This window comes from Pseudomonas frederiksbergensis (genome assembly GCF_003732705.1).
Lineage (GTDB): Bacteria > Pseudomonadota > Gammaproteobacteria > Pseudomonadales > Pseudomonadaceae > Aquipseudomonas > Aquipseudomonas frederiksbergensis_F.
This window is the reverse complement of record NZ_MOBR01000002.1, coordinates 101,376-118,677: the sequence shown is the minus strand read 5'-3', so window position 1 is coordinate 118,677 and position 17,302 is coordinate 101,376. Positions and strand designations below refer to the sequence as shown.

Annotated in this window: 18 protein-coding genes and 3 pseudogenes; 3 read left to right on the top strand and 18 right to left on the bottom strand. The window is 60.3% G+C overall.

Translation table 11 applies throughout. The features are described 5' to 3' along the window. Positions 1-26: 26 nt before the first annotated feature. Complete coding sequence (queC, locus tag BK667_RS01200; protein WP_123596658.1) at positions 27-728, bottom strand: 7-cyano-7-deazaguanine synthase QueC; 702 nt, start codon at positions 726-728, stop codon at positions 27-29. Positions 729-962: 234 nt separating this feature from the next. Here queC and BK667_RS01195 point away from each other — a divergent pair. The 3 genes and pseudogenes from BK667_RS01195 to BK667_RS01185 all read left to right on the top strand — a co-directional run. Continuing rightward, positions 963-1,208, top strand: a pseudogene (locus tag BK667_RS01195) (LysR substrate-binding domain-containing protein); the annotation flags it as partial. A gap of 66 nt (positions 1,209-1,274) precedes the next feature. Further along, the gene (locus BK667_RS01190) at positions 1,275-1,580 is read left to right on the top strand and encodes a type II toxin-antitoxin system RelE/ParE family toxin (RefSeq protein ID WP_123596576.1); all 306 of its coding nucleotides are present in this window, start codon (positions 1,275-1,277) and stop codon (positions 1,578-1,580) included. Beyond that, a complete protein-coding gene (locus tag BK667_RS01185; protein WP_007943750.1) occupies positions 1,577-1,864 on the top strand; it encodes an addiction module antidote protein in 288 nt (95 codons plus the stop codon). Before BK667_RS01190 ends, BK667_RS01185 begins: the two co-directional genes overlap by 4 nt. A 44-nt stretch (positions 1,865-1,908) precedes the next feature. Here BK667_RS01185 and BK667_RS01180 read toward each other — a convergent pair. The 17 genes and pseudogenes from BK667_RS01180 to BK667_RS01100 all read right to left on the bottom strand — a co-directional run. After that, positions 1,909-2,061 (bottom strand): annotated as a pseudogene (locus tag BK667_RS01180) (7-cyano-7-deazaguanine synthase); the annotation flags it as partial. A 299-nt stretch (positions 2,062-2,360) separates the two neighbouring features. Then, positions 2,361-2,597: pseudogene (locus tag BK667_RS01175) on the bottom strand (ribosomal protein L7/L12); the annotation flags it as partial. A 251-nt stretch (positions 2,598-2,848) separates the two neighbouring features. Further along, a complete protein-coding gene (locus tag BK667_RS01170; protein ID WP_123596574.1) occupies positions 2,849-3,295 on the bottom strand; it encodes an excinuclease in 447 nt (148 codons plus the stop codon). 29 nt (positions 3,296-3,324) lie between these two features. After that, positions 3,325-4,551: a beta-ketoacyl-ACP synthase gene (locus tag BK667_RS01165; RefSeq protein WP_123511014.1), complete on the bottom strand. Its 1,227-nt coding sequence runs from the start codon at positions 4,549-4,551 to the stop codon at positions 3,325-3,327. Next, positions 4,551-5,279 (bottom strand): 3-oxoacyl-ACP reductase FabG, encoded by a 729-nt coding sequence (gene fabG / locus BK667_RS01160; RefSeq protein WP_123596573.1) that lies wholly within the window; start codon positions 5,277-5,279, stop codon positions 4,551-4,553. The genes BK667_RS01165 and fabG overlap by 1 nt, the downstream gene beginning before the upstream one ends. Further along, a complete protein-coding gene (locus BK667_RS01155; protein ID WP_123596572.1) occupies positions 5,279-5,737 on the bottom strand; it encodes a hotdog family protein in 459 nt (152 codons plus the stop codon). The genes fabG and BK667_RS01155 overlap by 1 nt, the downstream gene beginning before the upstream one ends. Further along, entirely contained in the window at positions 5,734-6,930 is a 1,197-nt protein-coding gene (locus BK667_RS01150) for a beta-ketoacyl-[acyl-carrier-protein] synthase family protein (protein WP_123596571.1), read from the bottom strand. The genes BK667_RS01155 and BK667_RS01150 overlap by 4 nt, the downstream gene beginning before the upstream one ends. Then, positions 6,927-7,409, bottom strand: coding sequence for a hypothetical protein (locus BK667_RS01145; protein WP_123596657.1), 483 nt, complete (start codon positions 7,407-7,409; stop codon positions 6,927-6,929). The genes BK667_RS01150 and BK667_RS01145 overlap by 4 nt, the downstream gene beginning before the upstream one ends. A gap of 122 nt (positions 7,410-7,531) precedes the next feature. After that, the gene (locus tag BK667_RS01140; protein ID WP_123596570.1) at positions 7,532-8,257 is read right to left on the bottom strand and encodes a class I SAM-dependent methyltransferase; all 726 of its coding nucleotides are present in this window, start codon (positions 8,255-8,257) and stop codon (positions 7,532-7,534) included. After that, complete coding sequence (locus BK667_RS01135) at positions 8,254-9,501, bottom strand: NAD(P)/FAD-dependent oxidoreductase (RefSeq protein ID WP_123596569.1); 1,248 nt, start codon at positions 9,499-9,501, stop codon at positions 8,254-8,256. Before BK667_RS01135 ends, BK667_RS01140 begins: the two co-directional genes overlap by 4 nt. Further along, complete coding sequence (locus BK667_RS01130; protein ID WP_123596568.1) at positions 9,488-10,648, bottom strand: cation:proton antiporter; 1,161 nt, start codon at positions 10,646-10,648, stop codon at positions 9,488-9,490. Before BK667_RS01130 ends, BK667_RS01135 begins: the two co-directional genes overlap by 14 nt. Beyond that, positions 10,645-12,987, bottom strand: a complete 2,343-nt coding sequence (locus tag BK667_RS01125) for an MMPL family transporter (protein ID WP_123511001.1) — start codon at positions 12,985-12,987, stop codon at positions 10,645-10,647. The genes BK667_RS01130 and BK667_RS01125 overlap by 4 nt, the downstream gene beginning before the upstream one ends. Beyond that, positions 12,971-13,573, bottom strand: a complete 603-nt coding sequence (locus BK667_RS01120) for an outer membrane lipoprotein carrier protein LolA (protein WP_123510999.1) — start codon at positions 13,571-13,573, stop codon at positions 12,971-12,973. Before BK667_RS01120 ends, BK667_RS01125 begins: the two co-directional genes overlap by 17 nt. Then, positions 13,570-13,995 carry an acyl-CoA thioesterase gene (locus tag BK667_RS01115; protein ID WP_123510997.1) on the bottom strand — a complete coding sequence of 142 codons (426 nt, stop codon included), beginning with the start codon at positions 13,993-13,995 and terminating at the stop codon, positions 13,570-13,572. Before BK667_RS01115 ends, BK667_RS01120 begins: the two co-directional genes overlap by 4 nt. Beyond that, positions 13,988-15,532, bottom strand: a complete 1,545-nt coding sequence (locus BK667_RS01110; protein ID WP_123596567.1) for an HAL/PAL/TAL family ammonia-lyase — start codon at positions 15,530-15,532, stop codon at positions 13,988-13,990. Before BK667_RS01110 ends, BK667_RS01115 begins: the two co-directional genes overlap by 8 nt. Further along, a complete protein-coding gene (locus BK667_RS01105) occupies positions 15,513-16,460 on the bottom strand; it encodes a lysophospholipid acyltransferase family protein (protein ID WP_123596566.1) in 948 nt (315 codons plus the stop codon). Before BK667_RS01105 ends, BK667_RS01110 begins: the two co-directional genes overlap by 20 nt. After that, positions 16,457-17,191 (bottom strand): glycosyltransferase family 2 protein, encoded by a 735-nt coding sequence (locus BK667_RS01100; protein ID WP_123596565.1) that lies wholly within the window; start codon positions 17,189-17,191, stop codon positions 16,457-16,459. Before BK667_RS01100 ends, BK667_RS01105 begins: the two co-directional genes overlap by 4 nt. Between the last annotated feature and the right edge of the window lie 111 nt (positions 17,192-17,302).

Genomic DNA, 17,302 nt, shown 5'->3' with positions numbered 1-17,302 from the left:
AGTGGGCCACTCCCCTTGTGGTATAGTTACGTAGTTATATCCAGTTTTTCCTTTAGGCTGTTCGTAATGACTGTTTTGTTTTTCATAAAGTCATTTAAACCCTTTGCACGAAGAACGCACGCATCGCAATCGCTACAGCCACTACCTATTATTCCGTTGTAACAAGAAAGCGTATGGTTACGAATCAAATCCAGCTGTTTGTAGCAGTCGGCTAGGGCCCAGGTTTCTGCTTTGTTCAACCACATGAGCGGGGTTTCAATTCGTAACTTGTAGTCCATTCCCAGTTCAACTGCGTTATTCAACGCCTTGATGAATGCGTCCCTGCAATCCGGGTAGCCTGAAAAATCTGTTTCACAAACACCTGTGATGACCGTTTTCGCACCAACTTGATATGCATAAATAGAAGCCAACGTTAAAAACAAAATATTCCGGCCAGGCACGAAAGTATTTGGCAGGCCGTCACTTGAATGTGCAGCAATTGGAACTGGGATGTTGTCGCGAGTCAGACTGCTAATTGCCAACTCATTTAATAATGCCGTATCGAGGACCTTGTGTACCGCCACACCCAGCTTTACAGAGAGCTGCTTCGCAACTTCAATTTCCGCACGGTGCCGCTGTCCATAATCAAACGTGATGCAGTGTATTTCATCGTAGTTTGGCAATGCGTGGATCAAGCAGGTTGTTGAGTCTTGGCCGCCACTGAAAACGATAACTGCTTTTGTACTCATATTCTTCATCCTTGGAAGGTCCCGAAAGGGTCGCTGGATCATTGACCCTATCGAGAAGTTCAAGGTCTTGCTGTGGGACGTTTCCGAAATTAGGTGCTCCGCTTTCCCTTGTTTCATTAATTGATGATCGTTCCCACGCTCCTGCGTGGGAATGCCTCAACGGACGCTCTGCGTCGCTTCAGCTGGGACGCGGAGCGTCCCGGGCTGCATTCCCACGCAGAGCGTGGGAACGATCAAGACTTCGCCCAAGAGGCGGGCGAGGCGATGACCATTATTGGATTGGTGGCGGCGGGATTGGGCGTGTCGGTGCTGCCGGCGTCGTATCAGCGGATGAGGATTGATGGCGTGGTGTATCGGCCATTGCTGGATCCGGAAGCGGTATCGGCGGTGTGGCTGGTGCAGCGCAAGGATCAGAAATCGCCGATGGCGAAGGCGTTTGTTGAATTGCTGACGAGTAAGGTTGAGCCGTTAACAGTTTGATGGCCGATAGTTGACGCATAAAAATTCGGGTTGAGCTGGTGTAGCTCAAGGGCTACACTCGGGTTTATGACGGAGATCCTTCGAAGTTCAACATTCTCTGGTTGGCTGTCGAAGCTGGCCGACAGCCGCGCCAGGATGCGTATCCAGGTGCGAATTGACCGCATGGCCGATGGAAATTTTGGTGATGTCAAAGCCATCGGGGAAGGGCTAAGTGAGGCGCGTATTGATTATGGACCCGGTTATAGGGTCTATTTCATGCAACAAGGCCGTCAATTGGTCATCCTCCTTTGTGGTGGTGACAAAAGCAGCCAAACCCGCGACATCAAACAAGCCAGGTTCATCGCGAAGTCCTGGCAGGAGCAAAACCCATGACCGAACAATTCACTCGTTGGGACTCTGCTGAGTACCTCAAGACCGAAGAGGACATGGCTAACTATCTGGACGCTTGCATGGAGGAGGCGGGGGATGATCCTGCTTTCATCGCCAAGGCTCTTGGTACTATCGCTCGTGCTCGTGGCATGACTCAGGTGGCGCGTGACGCGGGGCTTTCCCGGGAAAGTCTCTACCGGGCCTTATCAGGCGAAGGTAATCCAGAGTTCGGCACCATTTTAAAAGTGGTCAAGGCGTTGGGACTGAAGTTACACGCTAGCACTTGAGTTGGACAAAGGCCGAAGAGTTGCCATGTTCCCGAGTGGGGCACTGAAAGCTGTTGTGCAACTTCAATTTCCGCACGGTGCCGTTGTCCATAATCAAACGGGATGCAGTGTATTTCATCGTAGTTTGGCAATGCGTGGATCAAGCAGGTTGTTGAGTCTTGGCCGCCACTGAAAACGATAACTGCTTTTGTACTCATATTCTTCATCCTTGGAAGGTCCCGAAAGGGTCGCTGGATCATTGACCCTATCGAGAAGTTCAAGGTCTTGCTGTGGGACGTTTCCGAAATTAGGTGCACCGCTTTCCGATATTCACCTAGCCTTGTAGGAGCTGGCGCAGCCTGCGATCTTTTGATCTTGCTTTTGGAAAATCAAAGTCAAAAGATCGCAGCCTTCGGCAGCTCAGAGAATGCGTTGTGCATTCCGGTTTCGGGTACTGGCTGATAATTCCCACGCGGAGCATGGGGAACGTCGCTGGATTTGGAAGGCTATCATCTATCTAGTACTGATTAATTTCAGCTTTAGCTCCAGCGTTTTCAACTGTTTTTTTAATAGCCTCTGCTGCTTCCATTGATTTAACAGTCAGAATTTGTGCTGGTGCAACATCTACTATCGCCTTGGCTTCTTTTAAACCAAGGCCTGTACTTTTTCGAATGGCCTCTATTACGTCGACTTTCTTTGTTCCTGCCTCTAACAATATTACTTCGAATACGAATTCGGTTTTTTCGTCGGCCGCCGCTTCTTGTTCATCGGTTGACATTGAAGGATGCTCCATATTGGTCAGGTAACCATTACGATATTCAGTTCTACCAAAAAACAAACCTGTTACTTTTGACAGTTTTTAATATCGATTTGAAATAATTTCTATATAGATTTGATCTTTCTATCGAGACAGGTATTGGGCGACCACTGGTGGATAACTGCGACTTACCTTGATTCAACGATAAAAAAAGGGTGCCAGAAAGGCACCCTTTGTCGATTCTGGCGTTACTGAACCTTCGCCAAATCCCCTTTCAACGCAACCCCGGCCATGATCGCCCCGGCGTGGCATTCATAGTTGGTGGCGTCTTTGCGCTCATTGCTCTTGTAGAAACTCACAATGTTGGTCACCGCGTTAGCCCCGGCGCTCTTGGCTGCCTGGTGCAGGCTGATGATTGCCGATTGCGCGACCCATTCGCAGGCGACTTCGTCGGACTTGTTGAAGGCGTTGGTTTTCTTGTTGGTCACGGCGCCAGGGCTGACGACGGTGACGTTGCCGGCCGGGGTGTTGCCGGCCAGGTAGAACTTCACGCTGCCATCGATTTTGCCGGTGCGGGTGGCTTCGGCGACGGCTTTGTCGAAGGGCAGGTACACCGGGGTGTCGCGGGCCTGGCTGACGGCGGGGAAGGCGCAAATCAGCAGGGTGGCGGCGGCAGCGAGTTTCTTGAAGTGCATGGAGGTCTCCTTGACCCGGATTAATTCGGTTACGACCAGCGGCGGAAGATCAGCGAGGTGTTGACGCCGCCGAAGGCAAAGTTGTTGTTCATCACGTATTGGTTGCTCATCTGCCGGAACTCGCCGCGCAGGTAGTCGAGCTTGCCGCAGTGCGGGTCGATCTCGTCGAGGTTGAAGGTGTGGGCGTAGAGGTCGCGGTTCATCATTTCGATGCTGAACCAGGATTCCAGCGCGCCGCAGGCCCCGAGGGTGTGGCCGAGGAAACTCTTCTGCGAGCTGATCGGCATGTGCTCGCCGAACAACGCACTGGTGGCCAGTGTTTCGGCGATGTCGCCCTGTTCGGTGGCGGTGCCGTGACCGTTCACGTAGCCGATGTCCGATGGCTGCAAACCGGCGTCTTCAAGGGCCAGCTCCATGGCTCGGCGCATGGTGGCCTGTTCGGGGCGAGTGGTGTGCTGGCCGTCGGCGTTGCTGCCGAAACCGACGAGTTCGGCATGGATGTGCGCACCGCGAGCCAAGGCGTGTTCGAGTTCTTCGAGCACCAGCATGCCGCCGCCTTCACCGATCACCAGGCCATCGCGGCCCTTGTCATACGGGCGTGGGCTGGTTTGTGGCGCGTCGTTTTTCAGGCTGGTGGCGTAGAGCGCGTCGAAGACCATGGCTTCGGTCGGGCACAGTTCTTCGGCGCCGCCGGCGAGCATCAGCGGCAGGCGCCCGAACTTGATCGATTCGTAGGCGTAGCCGATGCCCTGGCTGCCGCTGGTGCAGGCGCTGGAGGTCGGGATCAGCCGGCCGGTGAGGCCGAAGAAGATGCTGATATTCGCCGCCGTGGTGTGCGGCATCATCCGCACGTAGGAATTGGCGTTCAGGCCTTCGGCCACCGAGTTGAGCAGCATGTTGCCGAATGCCTTGATCTCGTCGGTGCTGCCGGTGGACGAACCGCAGGCGACGCCCATGCGTCCGTCCTTGATCGATTCATCGCCCAACAACCCGGCGTCGGCCAGCGCTTGCTCAGCAGCGCCGACAGCGAGCCGCGAGACGCGACCCATGCTGCGCAGCTGTTTGCGGGTCCAGTGGCTCGGCACCTTGAAATCGTCGATCGGCCCAGCCAGGCGGGTGTTGAGTTCGGTGAACCGATCCCACTCGTCCATCCGGCGAATGCCGCTGCGGTTGGCTGCGAAGTTGCCAGCGATGGTCTCCCAGTCGCTGCCCAGTGAGGTGATGCCGGCCATGCCGGTGACGACGACGCGCTTCATCAGCACAGGCCTCCATTGACGGCCAGAACCTGGCGGGTGATGTACGAGGCTTCCGCCGACATCAGGAAATTCACCGCGCCGGCCACCTCTTCAGGGGTGCCCATGCGTTGTGCGGGGATCATTTTCATCAGTTCTTCCACCGGCACGTTTTCGTCGAGCATTGCGGTGTCGATCAGGCCGGGTGCGACACAGTTGACGGTAATCTTGCGTTTGCCCAGTTCGATCGCCAACGCTTTCGCCGCGCCGATCAACCCGGCCTTGGAGGCGCTGTAGTTGACCTGCCCGCGATTACCGATCAACCCGGAAACCGAAGTGATGCACACAATCCGCCCGGCGGCGCGACGACGGATCATCGGCATCATCACCGGGTGCAGCACGTTGTAGAAACCGTCGAGGTTGGTGCGCATCACCACATCCCAATCATCCTCGCTCAGTGCCGGAAAAGCACCGTCGCGGGTCAGCCCGGCGTTGAGCACCACGCCGTAATAGGCGCCATGGGCTTCGACGTCGGCCTCAAGAATGGCTTTGCAACTGGCGCGGTCGGACACGTCGAATTGCAGCACGCGAGCGTTGCGACCCAAGGCTTCGACTTCAGCTTTAACCGCTTCAGCCTCGGCCAGCCCACTGCGGCAATGCAGCACGATGTCGTGCCCGGCCTGGGCCAGACGCAACGCGATAGCGCGGCCAATGCCACGGCTGGAACCGGTGACCAGTACGGATTCAGTCATCACTCGACTCCTTGGGTTTCTTTAAGGTATTGCGCCGCTTGCGGCGGGCGGTACACGTTGAGCCGGGCGGTGGCGTGGATGCCGGGGGCGTGGATGTGGCATTCGAACACGCCCATGCCGCTGTCGTCTTCCAGGGAGCGCACACCGTGGATAGCCAGCTCGGTGCCGACGGGGAAGTGCTCGACGTTGCATTCGAATTTACGGGTGCCGAGCAAAAAGCCCAGCTCCACCGCATCACCCCGCGCACGGGCATGGCAACCGGCGTAGGCCGCCACGCTCTGGGCCATCAGTTCGATGCCGACCCAGGCCGGCAGGCTACCGTCGGGACGGTTGAACAGGCCACCGGGTTTGACGGTGAGGCGAGTGTGAATCTGCTCGTCATCGAACGACAGGATCTGCTCGATGAGGATCATGTCGCCAGCGTGAGGCAGCAGTTCGGCGAGCGGCCAGTCAATCATGGGGCGTCTCCGATAATCAGGCTGACGTTATTGCCACCGAAGGCAAACGAATTGCTCATCAGGTAGCGGGGTGCAATGGACGCCAGGCGATGGGCCGGGGTCACCCAATTGAGTGGTGGCAGGTCCGGATCGGGCTGGCCGTCCCAGACGTGGGGCGGCAGGGCGTGCTCGGGGTTGTCGGCGCTCAGGCTCAACCAGCAGAACGCCGCTTCCAGGGCACCGGCGGCACCAAGGGTGTGGCCGGTCATCGGTTTGGTCGACGAGCAGGGCACACCGTCCGGGAACAGCGCCGAGACCGCCAGGCTTTCCATGGCGTCGTTGTGCTGGGTGGCCGTGCCGTGCAAGTTCAGGTAACCGATTTGCGAGGGTTGCAGGTGGGCGCGGCTCAAGGCTTTGCGCATCGCTTGCAGGGCACCCCGGCCGGTCGGTTCCGGCGCAGAAATATGGTGCGCATCGGAACTGGCGCCACTGCCGAGCAGAGCAATCGATGGACCGTCGCCGGCACTTTTGCTCATCAAAAACAGCACTGCCGCTTCGCCGATATTGATGCCGTTGCGATTCACCGAGAACGGATTGCAGCGCTGCCCGGACACCGCTTCCAGGGCCGAGAAACCGTTGAGCGTCAGTTTGCACAAACTGTCGACGCCGCCGCACAGCACCGCATCGCACAACCCCAGGTCCAGCAACCGCTGGGCGCTCATCAAGGCCCGAGCGCTGGAGGTGCAAGCCGTGGAAATTACATAGGCCGGGCCGCTCAGTTGCAGCCAGTCAGCGAGGAAATTCGCCGGTGCGCCGAGCTCCTGCTGCTGATAGTCGTAGTCGTCGGGGAACTCATGCTCGCGCACGTAATGGGCCAAACCGCGACTGGCTTCGTCGATGCCCGAGGTGCTGGTACCCAGCACGACGCCGACGCGGCCATGGCCGTAGGTCTGGATCGCGCGATCAATGTCCGGGCGGATTTGCAGCGCCGCTTCCAGCAACAGTTGATTATTGCGGCTGCGTTGCGCGGTCATCTCGGGCGGAATCGGCGCCAATTCGCCATGAACCGCCGCGACCGGCAAAGAACGTCCCGTCACCCAACCGGCCTCGCTGCGCATGCCGGAGCAATCGCCGGCAAACAGATTGTGGGCGACTTCCGCTTTGTCGCGACCCAGGGCGCAAATCACCCCGAGGGCGTTCAGCCAGACAGTCATGGTGTGTCCCCGCTCAGCGGCGTCACTTGATATTTCGGGCCTTTGGGCAGGTTCAATTCAAAACTCAGCGGTCGTGAATAACGGACGTCCCAATGCTCGGGCAAGGAGCGCTGCCCGCCATGCTGCCACGCGGCGGGATAGTTGCTTTGCAACTCGCCTTCGGGCGTCAGGGCAAACAACAGCGCGGCGAACAGCTCTCGCGCTTCCGGATTCGGTGGCAGCAGACCATCGGCATGCCAGTCGCCGTCGATCAGCTTCTGCCGGGCCTGGGGAATGCCGAGCAAATCCATCATCGACCAACGCAGGGCCGGGCCTTCCTGCTGGATCACCAACACCCAGTCCTGACGATCATCGGCCACCAGCCGCTGGATGTGCAATTGCAGCGGCAGCGCCAGGGTTGGGCTGTGCTCGGGCAACGGCGCGCGGTTGGCGCAAGCGCTGAGCAACAGGATGAAACCGAGCAGCACAAATCTCAGCAACACCACAAACCCTGTGGGAGCGGGCTTGCTCGCGAAGGCGTCAGCATATCCACCAATTTTATTGACTGACCCACCGCCTTCGCGAGCAGGCTCGCTCCCACAGTGGTTAGCGTGAGTAAGCATCAAACAACACCTTCAAGCGGCTTGCGCGCCACCACATTGACCAACGTTTCTTCCCGCTGGCCAAAGGGTTTGGGCTTACGCAAGCCAAAGCGTTCAAGCAAACCGAAATCCGTGGCGCGGCTCCACCACAAGTACGGGTAAGACACGTTCTGCGGGCCGAATTCGAAACCCTGTTGACGAATCATCTCCAGATACCCGGCCGCGCTCTTTTGCACGTGCATCGGGTGGCGGAACAACCAGCGAATCACCCACGTATCAATGTAAGCCTCGGTGGACTCGGCGAACAGCAGATAGCCGCCGGGCTTGAGCACGCGATAGAACTCAGCCAAAGCCTGATCCTGCTCCACCAGATGATGAAAGGTCTGGTGGCAGAACAGCAGATCAACACTGGCGTCCGCCACATTGAGCGTCGCGCAGTCACTGCCGATCAGGTCCACGGTCATGCCCTGACGCGCCGCCTCTTCAGCGCTGAGGTTCAGGCTGTGCGGGTCGGCATCAACACCGATCAAACGCTGGGGCGCAAAGGTCTGGCGCAAATACTGGAACGACTTGCCCTGGCCGCAGCCAGCATCCAGCAGCACCGGGTGACTGGGCAGCGATTCACTGAACAAACGACGCAGATCATTGATCGCCACCCGCAACACATGGTGCTGCCAGGTGTGGCTGCGCAGGAACCAGAAACCGAATTTGGTTTCTTCGACGTAGTTGTCGCTCAAGTAACTCATGTGGCATCCCTTGCACAAAATTCCGAGATCACCTTCAACCGGCGCTTCGCTTCGCTGACGAACGGGTTGCGTTCATCCCAGGCATAACCGGCGAGGATCGAGGCGATCATGCGGCGGATTTCCCGTGAGCTGCCGTCATGGAAAATCACGTCCTGGAAGGTGCCGGTGTACCAGCCTTCAACGTAGCATCGGAACGTATCGACGCCGCGCTTGAGCGGGTCGGCGAACTCGGTTTGCCAGTCGACGCTTTCACCCTGCAATTGGCGGTGCAGCACACCGGCGGCCATGCTCGCCGAACGCATGGCGATGGTCACGCCGGAGGAGAACACCGGGTCGAGGAATTCTGCCGCGTTGCCCAACAGCGCAAAGCCTGGGCCGTGCAACGCTTTGACGTTGGCCGAGTAGCCGCCAATGGTGCGCGCCGGGGTGTCCCACACGGCATTGTTCAGCACCCCGGCCAGGCTTGGGGTTTCGGCGATGAAACCGCGCAGGCACTGGTCCAGATTGGCGGTGCGACCCTCGAAATGTTCAGCGGCGGCCACCACACCCACCGAGCACCGGCCGTTGCTGAACGGGATGGTCCAGAACCAGATATCGCGATGAATCGGGTGGGTGGTGACGAGGATTTTGCTGCGGTCGAATGTCGGGTTGTCGATGTGGTCTTCGACGTGGGTGAACACCGCTTGGCGCACCGGAAAATTCGACGGTGCTTCCAGGTCCAGCAAGCGCGGCAACACTCGGCCGTAGCCGCTGGCGTCGAGCACGAAATCCGCTTCGACCCGGTACTCGCTGCCATCCTCGCGCAACACGTTCAGTTGCGGTTTCGCCAGGCTGAAATCGGCGCTGACGATGGCTTCGCCGTAACGCAATTCCACACCTTGCAGTGCTGCCTGATCGGCCAGCAGTTTGTCGAAATCGGCGCGCTGCACCTGGAAGGTGGTCGGCTTGCCGTTGCTGAAGGTGTCGCCAAAATCGAAGGCGCTGTATTCATCGCCCCAGGCGAACGCAGCACCGGTTTTCACCTGGAACCCGGCGGCATTCACCGCTTCCAGCATGCCGGCCTCTTCGACGAAATCCAGGCAATGGGACAACAGGCTTTCGCCGATGGAGAACCGTGGGAAGTGCTGGCGCTCGATCACCAACACATCGTGACCCTTGCGCTTGAGCAGCGCGGCGGCGATGGCGCCCGAAGGACCGGCACCGATGACGATGACCTGACGATGTTCCATTTCAACGGTTGGCACGGGGGCTCCTTGCCGGGGCGGCGATAGTCAGCGGGATTCGGTGCATGCCGGCCAGTGCCGGCAGCAGTGTGGCGATCAAACCCATCAGCATCAGCGCGAAGTACAGCGCCGGGCTGATGAGTTGTTGTTGCAGCAGCAGGTTGAGAAAGACGATCTCGCTCAACCCGCGAATATTCAGTAAAACGCTTTCCCGCCAGCGGCTGGCGCCGTCAGACGAGACACCGGCCCAGCCCAGGCCCAGCCAGTTGCCCAGCAGTTTGCTGAAGATCGGGAACAGCAGCAGCGCCGCCAGTTGCAACCAGCCAAGGCTGGCCATGGCGCTGTGCACGTTGATCTGCACGATGCCGAACGTGAGGATCAGCGGTATGGCGATCCACGTCTGCAAGCGATGCATCCAGACCGCCGGCAACGGCAACACCAGCGGGATTTTCAGCGCCGCCATGCACAGCAGATAGCCGATGCCGAAAATCAGCGCATTGAGTTTGAAGTGCTCGGCCACCACCAGCAGCGCAAAGAAGCCGCCGCTGTACAACAGCGATTGGCGCAGACCGAGCAACCGTAACACCACCGGCAGGCAGGCACCGGCCAGTGGCAGCAGCAGACTGCTCAGGTGCAGGCTGCCTTGGGCGAAGCCGAACAGCGTCCAGCACGTGAGGTCGATGAGGATCGCGGTTTGCACCAGGCGCCGGGTGGCGTCGGGCGGATAGTTGATGTGCCGCAGGTACAGGTACAACACAGGAATCGCGGTGATGGCGAACACCAGACCGACCGCCAATGAGCTGAGCCACGACTGCGGTGGCAACAGCCAGACGGCGGTGGCCAAGCCACAGGCGAACGGCAGGCAGAAACTCGGCAGGGCGATTTTCAGGCTCTGGCGATCCAGTTGCAGGTCGATCACGTCGCTGAGGATATGCCCCAGCAACAAGGCAAAACTCAGGCTGTAGAGGTTTTTCAGCCACACCGGCGAGATCAGGTCCGCGCCGCTGAGCTGCCAGCCCGGTTCGATCCAGAAGTACATCAGCAGCGGCAACCCAAACGTCGCCAGCAGCAACTGACTGACAATCGGGATCAGCCCGAAATGCCGACCGACGCGGGTGGCCACGGCGAACATCCCCAGGGCCATCGCCCAAAACAGCGCGATCATCATGCTGCCTGCTCCGCGACCGGAAGGGCGTGGACTTGTCGTCCGGCCCATGGCGCCAGAATGAAGCTGAACGCCAGACCGAGGCTCACCGACAGCCCGAAGTTGCTGACTGCCGGCGTACTGGACACCGCCAGCAACCCGAACGACAACCAAGTGGTCAGCGCCGCCAGCAACGTGCCCAGCAGGCTCACGGCAGCGCCGCCGACCTGTTCGCGCATGAGGATCGCGTAATCGACACTAATCGCCGTCACCAGCAACAGGCCGAACAGGCTGAACAGCGTCAACGGCTGGCCGAGCCAACCGAGGCAGGCCAGGCTGCACAGTGCGGCCAGCAGCGGCAGGGCGACGATTCGCAGCGCACCGCCGAGGCCGAACGGCAGGATCAGCACCAGCACGATCAGCACGCAGGAAGCGAGCTTCAATTCAGCGGCGCTGATCTGGGTGTCAGCAAACACTTTGTTCAGTTCGCCGAGGCGATCCACCAGTACAACCCCCGGCAAGTCCAGGGCCTGGACCCGCAGCAGCGACGGGTTGTTCAAGCCTTGCAGGCTGACCATGGCCGCTACGCCACCGTCATCGGTCGGCCCCAGCCACAGGGTGCGATACGGTTCGGCCAACGGCCCGACCAGCGCGGCGTCGATGTCTTCGGTGGGCAGCGCTTGCAACTTGGTCAGTTCGGCGTGCAACGCTTCGGCCGGCACGCCGACATCCAGCAACGGTTGCCAGAATTGCGGCAACTTGTTCAGCGCCTCGCGCACTTGCTTTTGTTCACTCGGCTGGCTGACCAATTGATTGAGGGACAGAAAGCCTTGGAGTTTGTCGAGGTTGACCAGTTGCTCCAGGCGATCATTCAGGGCGCCCTGGCGCTCAAGCAATTCTTGCTGGTTGGCGGCCCGGATCAGGAAAAACTGGCTGGTGGGTTGGAAACCGGTGATGCGCGCGATGGCTTGGGCTTCGTCGGTCAAATGTTGCGGCATGCCGACCCACTGGCGAATGTCGTTCTTGGTGCTGAGCTGCAACAAACCGCCGACGCAGAAAGCGATCAGCAGGGCCAGCAACACCGGCGTACGGGCGCGTTGGAGCAGCGCTTCACGCAGGTTCACCAAGAACTCGGCAACCCGCAGCGGCCATTGCGCCGGGCGTAGATCGGCACCCTTGAGCAGCGCCGGCAGCAGACACACCGCCGACAAGTAGGCGCCGAGCAGACCCGCGGCGGAGAACACGGCGATTTGCGTCAGCGCCGGGAACGGCGTCCAGGCCAGGGCGAGGTAGCCGATGCAACTGGTGATCAGGCTCAGCGTCAGCCCCGACAGGGTCAGGCGCAGGGCTGGCCAACTGTGCCAGGGTTTCAGGCTCCAGCTCTTGGACAGGTAATGCAGCGGGTAATCGACCGCGACGCCGATCAGGCTGGAACCGAGCACCAACGTCATCACATGCATATGGCCGAACAGTGCCACGCACGCCACCATGCCAAACAACATCCCCACCAGCACCGGAACAAACGCGAGCAACACGCGCAAACGCCGGAACGCCAGCAACAGCAACAACAGGATGCCCAGCGTGGCACCGCCACCGACCCAAGTCATTTCCCGGGTCGCTTGCTGCTGACCGTTGGCGGCATACAGCAAGCCGCTGGCAGCCAGCAGTTGCACGTCGCCCTGGGCCGCTTCTTCACGGCTGTGTTTGAGCAATTCGGCGACTTGCAGCGGCAGGTTCATGTCGAAGGCGTTGCCGGTGGTGCGCGCGCGCAGCAGCACCCAACTCTTGCCGTCGGCATCGGCGATCAACGCGCCGCTGCCGATGTCCAGTTGCACCGCGCCGTGTTGCGGCTGACTGTTCTGGATGCGCCCGGTCAGGCCCAGCCAGTCGTCCTGGCTCGGCACCAGGCTGAAACCGGTGAAGGGGTCGAACAGCGCTTGTACCCGCTGCTGGATGAACGCGTCGGGATGTTCGATCAGTTGTTGCCGATCGACATCCGAGAGCATCGCCAATCGACCTTGCAACAGCTGCGTGCGCAGGGCTGGCAAGTCAGCTTGCAGGGTCCACTGGACCTTTTCGAACAAGCCGCTGGCCTGCCACTGCTCGCCCAATTTCTGCGCCATGGCCACGGCGTGCTGGCGATCGGTATGGCCGACCAGCACCAGCATTTCGCGGTTCAGCGGTTCTTGCATGCGTTGTTCGGCGCGCAGTTCCAATGCGTCCGGCGCCGTGCCTGGCACCAGTTCCATCAGGTTGGCCGACAGCGGAGCGCCGTCACGCCATTGCCAGCCGGCGAGCGCAAGCACCGCCAGCAGCAGGATCAGAAACAGCCGTGGGAGCATCCGTTCACTCGGCAAAGTCATGTTGCTCCGCGTCGCTCAACGGTTGGGCGCTGGTGCTGTCCTGCATGCGCATGAGGGTGCTGTCGCCCTGGGTTTCCAGCAGCTCGATGGTGTTCACCAACTGGCCGCCATCGATGTTGATCTGGTTGAACACTTGCTTGAGCAACATCGAACGTGGGGTCAGGGTCAGCTTCCATTTTTGTGCGTCGCCGCTTAGCGACAGCTCGAAATCCCGTTGCAGGCCACTGCTGTCACCTTGCAGTACGGCCAGGAACAACCGGTTCTGCTCGGCGCCGGCACTCTTGCCCGGCAGCAATTGCCAACCGTTGGCATCACGGCGGGCGATGCCCTTGGCGTTGATCCGGTAATCCTGTTGCAGCGGGGTTTTCAGCAGCCACAGCAAACCGTGGTTTTTCGCGAGGACGAAGGTGCCCTTGCTGACCAGCGGCTGGGGCAGGGCCCGCAGGTGTTTTTCCTGGATGAAATGGCCGTGGATCACATCGGGCTTGGCCAGTTGATCGCTGAGTTGTTGCAGGTCGAACGCATTGGCGAACGACGACAACCCGAGCAGCGCCAAGGCGCCTAGGCAATTGAAAACGGTGTTCATGGCAGCATCCTTTCGACGGCGTCGGTGAAGACCTTGGGCGAGGCCAATAGCATCTCGCGGCTGCTCATATCGACGGCGACCTGCACCGTGCTGGCGCGGGTCAGGCGTTCGCCGGTGTGCTGATCGCTGATCAGGTAGTTGATCTTCAACCGGTTCTCCCATTCCACCAGACTGGCGCGCACGTTGAGCGTCTGTCCGAACACCGCACCGCGCACGTAACGCAGTTGCAGATCGATCACCGGCCAGGCAAAACCCGACTCAACCATCGCGGTGTAGTTGTGGCCGAGCTTGTCCAGCAGCGCACAACGGGCGACTTCCAGGTATTTGACGTAATGGCCGTGCCACACCACGTTCATGGTGTCGACGTCAAAGAACGGCACGAGGATTTCCGTATCGGCGTGAAGCACTCCCTTGCTACGCATGCAGCCTCCAGTGTTGCTCGGCGATCCGTTTCAGGCACAGGCGCAGTTCGCCTTCCAGGGCCCGGTCTTCGATGACCGGCGGGAAGTCCTTGGCCAGCTCTTCGTGCATGGCGGCCAGGGAGGGCGGCAATGGGCGTGCGTCTTCGGCCTGGCTGCGCAGCCAGACGCCTTGATTGGCGGCCAGCAAGGTGGCGGCGGCGACTTGTTCGGTCAGCTCCAGCACGCGGACTGCATCGCGAGCGGCGATGGTGCCCATGCTGACTTTGTCCTGGTTGTGGCATTCGGTGGATCGTGAAAACACGCTGGCGGGCATGGTGTTTTTCAGCGCTTCGGCGGTCCAGGCACTGGTGCCAATCTGCACAGCCTTGAAGCCGTGGTTGAGCATCGCCCGGTCAGCGCTGGCGCCGGACAGGTTGCTCGGCAAACCGTGGTTGTAACGCTCGTCCACCAGCAACGCGAGTTGCCGATCCAGCAAGTCGGCGACGTTGGCGACGAGGGTTTTCAGGCTGTCCATGGCGAACGCGATATGCCCGCCGTAGAAGTGCCCGCCGTGCAGCACGCGTTCGGCTTCGGCGTCGATGATCGGGTTGTCGTTGGCGCTGTTGAGTTCGATCTCGATGAACGAACGCAGCCAGTTCAGGCTGTCGGCCAACACGCCGAGCACGTGGGGTGCGCAACGCAGGGAGTAGCGATCTTGCAGGCGATGCAACGGCGCGGTCGGCGCGTCGATGGCCAGATCCTTGCGCAGCCACGCGGCGACTTGCATCTGCCCCGGATGCGGTTTGGTGGCGAACAGACGCTCGTCGAAATGCTCCGGATTGCCTTGCAGCGCAACTACGTTCAGCGCGGTGATGCGGGTGGCCAGTTGCAGCAGGTAATCGGCGCGGGCGAAAGCCAGGCAGGCAATACCAGTCATCACGGCGGTGCCGTTCATCAGCGCCAGGGCTTCTTTGGGGCGCAGCACCAGCGGCGTCCAACCGAGTTCGCGATGCACATCGGCGGCTTGGCGGCGTTCGCCACGGAACATCACTTCGCGCTCGCCGGACAAGGTCGCGGCGACATAGGACAGCGGGGTCAAATCACCGCTGGCCCCCACCGAGCCTTCTTCCGGGATCAGCGGCAGGATGTCGTGTTCAAGGAAGGCTTGCAGGCGTTCCAGCAACTCCACGCGCACCCCGGACACACCGTGGCACAACGACTGCAAACGCGCTGCCAACACGGCGCGAGTCGCTTGGGCGTCGAGCAGTTTGCCCAAGCCGCAACCGTGAAACGTGTACAGATGACGCGGCAAGGCTTCGACGTGATGCAGCGGCACGGCGACCACGCAGGAATCGCCGTAACCGGTGGTCACGCCGTAGATCACGCCTTCCTTGTCCAGCAAAGAGTCGAGGAAGCGCGCGCCCTTGGCGATGCGCTCGCGATAATCAGGGTCGTCCTGCAACCGGGTCGGCGCCTGACGGTTGGCCAGGGCCAGCACGTCTTCGATGCGCAAAGGGAGTTCGCCGAAGGTTACCGGCTCAAGCGTTGGCGTCGTCATCGGTCTTCCAGAAAGGGTAAAAGTTGAACCATTGTTGTGGCGCTTCAAGGCAATAGTGGCCCAAGCGTTCGGCGTAGCGGGAAGCCCACTGATGAATGACCTGTTCGCGGTCGCTGCGTTTCCACACCACGGCCTCGGCGAACGGTTCGAGGGTCAGTCGATAATCACCGGTGGGTTTCTTCAGGCACAGCAGCAGATTGACTTTGCACTTGAGCAAACCGGCCAGCAGCCACGGCCCCTGGGGGAACGCCGCCGGGTGCCCGAGGAAGTCCACGGTCACGCTGCGCCCGCCATGCAAGGGCACGCGGTCGCCGGCAATCGCCAGCCACTCGCCGCGCTCCAGGCGTTCGTGCAGTTGCAGCATGATCACCGGGTCCAGTTCGCTGACCTGGACCAGCCGCAGATTGGTCGCCCCGGCCTCGCCCAGCAGACGGTTGAACTGCTCGGCGTGCTTGGTGTGCACCAGCACGTTCATGGTGACCTTTTCGCCGATCTCCGCCAGTGCGCGGCAGACTTCGAGATTGCCCAGGTGCGCGCCCACCAGCATCTGCCCACGGGCACCGCGCAGTTGTGTACGCAATAGCGCCGGGTCGATGATTTCGATCTGCTCCAGGCGCAGTTTGCCGTTCCATACATCGAGCTTGTCGAGCATCGAATCGGCGAAGGCCATGAACTGGCCGAAGACACGCCAGTGAGTGGGTTGCAGTTGCGGGCGAGCGCTCCAGTCGGCGAGGCGCTGCTGATATTGCCAGGCACTTTTGCGCGCGCTGCGGCCGAACAGGAAGAAGTACAGGACGATGCCGTACAGCAACGGGCTCAATAGCCGCCGGCCCAGCACCTTGGCGCAGAGTGCGGTGAATTTCATCAGCCAGAAGCTGCCGCGTTCCTCGCGGTCGGCCCAATGTTTTTTGTCTGCGTTAACGGTCATGTGCGCCACCGTCGCCAGAGGATCACCGGAGCGCGCAGCAACATGCCGAAGAACAGGCGGGTGTGCATGCTCGAAATCAATACGTTGTCGTGGAACAGGCGAAAGTGCGAGACGCCGTCCAGCGGATAGTGAACTTTGGTTTGCAGCCACTGCATCGGCAGATTGCGCCAGGCCAGCCGCACCAGAATGTCCGAATCGAAGTCCATGCGTTTGCCGATCTTCGCCGAACTGATCAGCGCCAGGGTCGGTGGCAACGGATAGACGCGAAAGCCGCACATCGAATCGCGGATCTGCAGTGACAGCGTGTTGATCCACACCATCACGTGGGTCAGGTAGCGCGCATACAACCGGCCCTTGGGCACGCTGGCGTCGTACAGCGGGTAACCGCAGATGACCGCTTCGGGATGGGCGCGGGACTGTTCGATGAACGCCGCGACGTCAGCCAGGTCGTGCTGTCCGTCGGCGTCCACCTGCAAGGCGTGGCTGAAACCCAGGCGTGCGGCTTCACGAAAACCGGTCATCACCGCGCCGCCCTTGCCTTGATTGACGGTGAGGCGGATCAGGTAAGTGTGGTCGCGGTGGGCCAGTTGATCGAGCACCTTGGCGCAGGCCGGGGTGCTGGCGTCGTCCACCAGAATGCACGGCAAACCTTGGGCGAGCAGGGCATCGACCACCGTGGTGATGGCGGTTTCGTGGTTATAGACCGGGATGATGGCGCAGGGGTTATGCATGGTTGCCAACACCTGATGTATCGAGTTGTTCCCTTCGCGAGCAGGCTCGCTCCCACATTGGATCTGTGTGGGAGCGGGCTTGCTCGCGAATGAGTGCGTAGCACTCTCCAA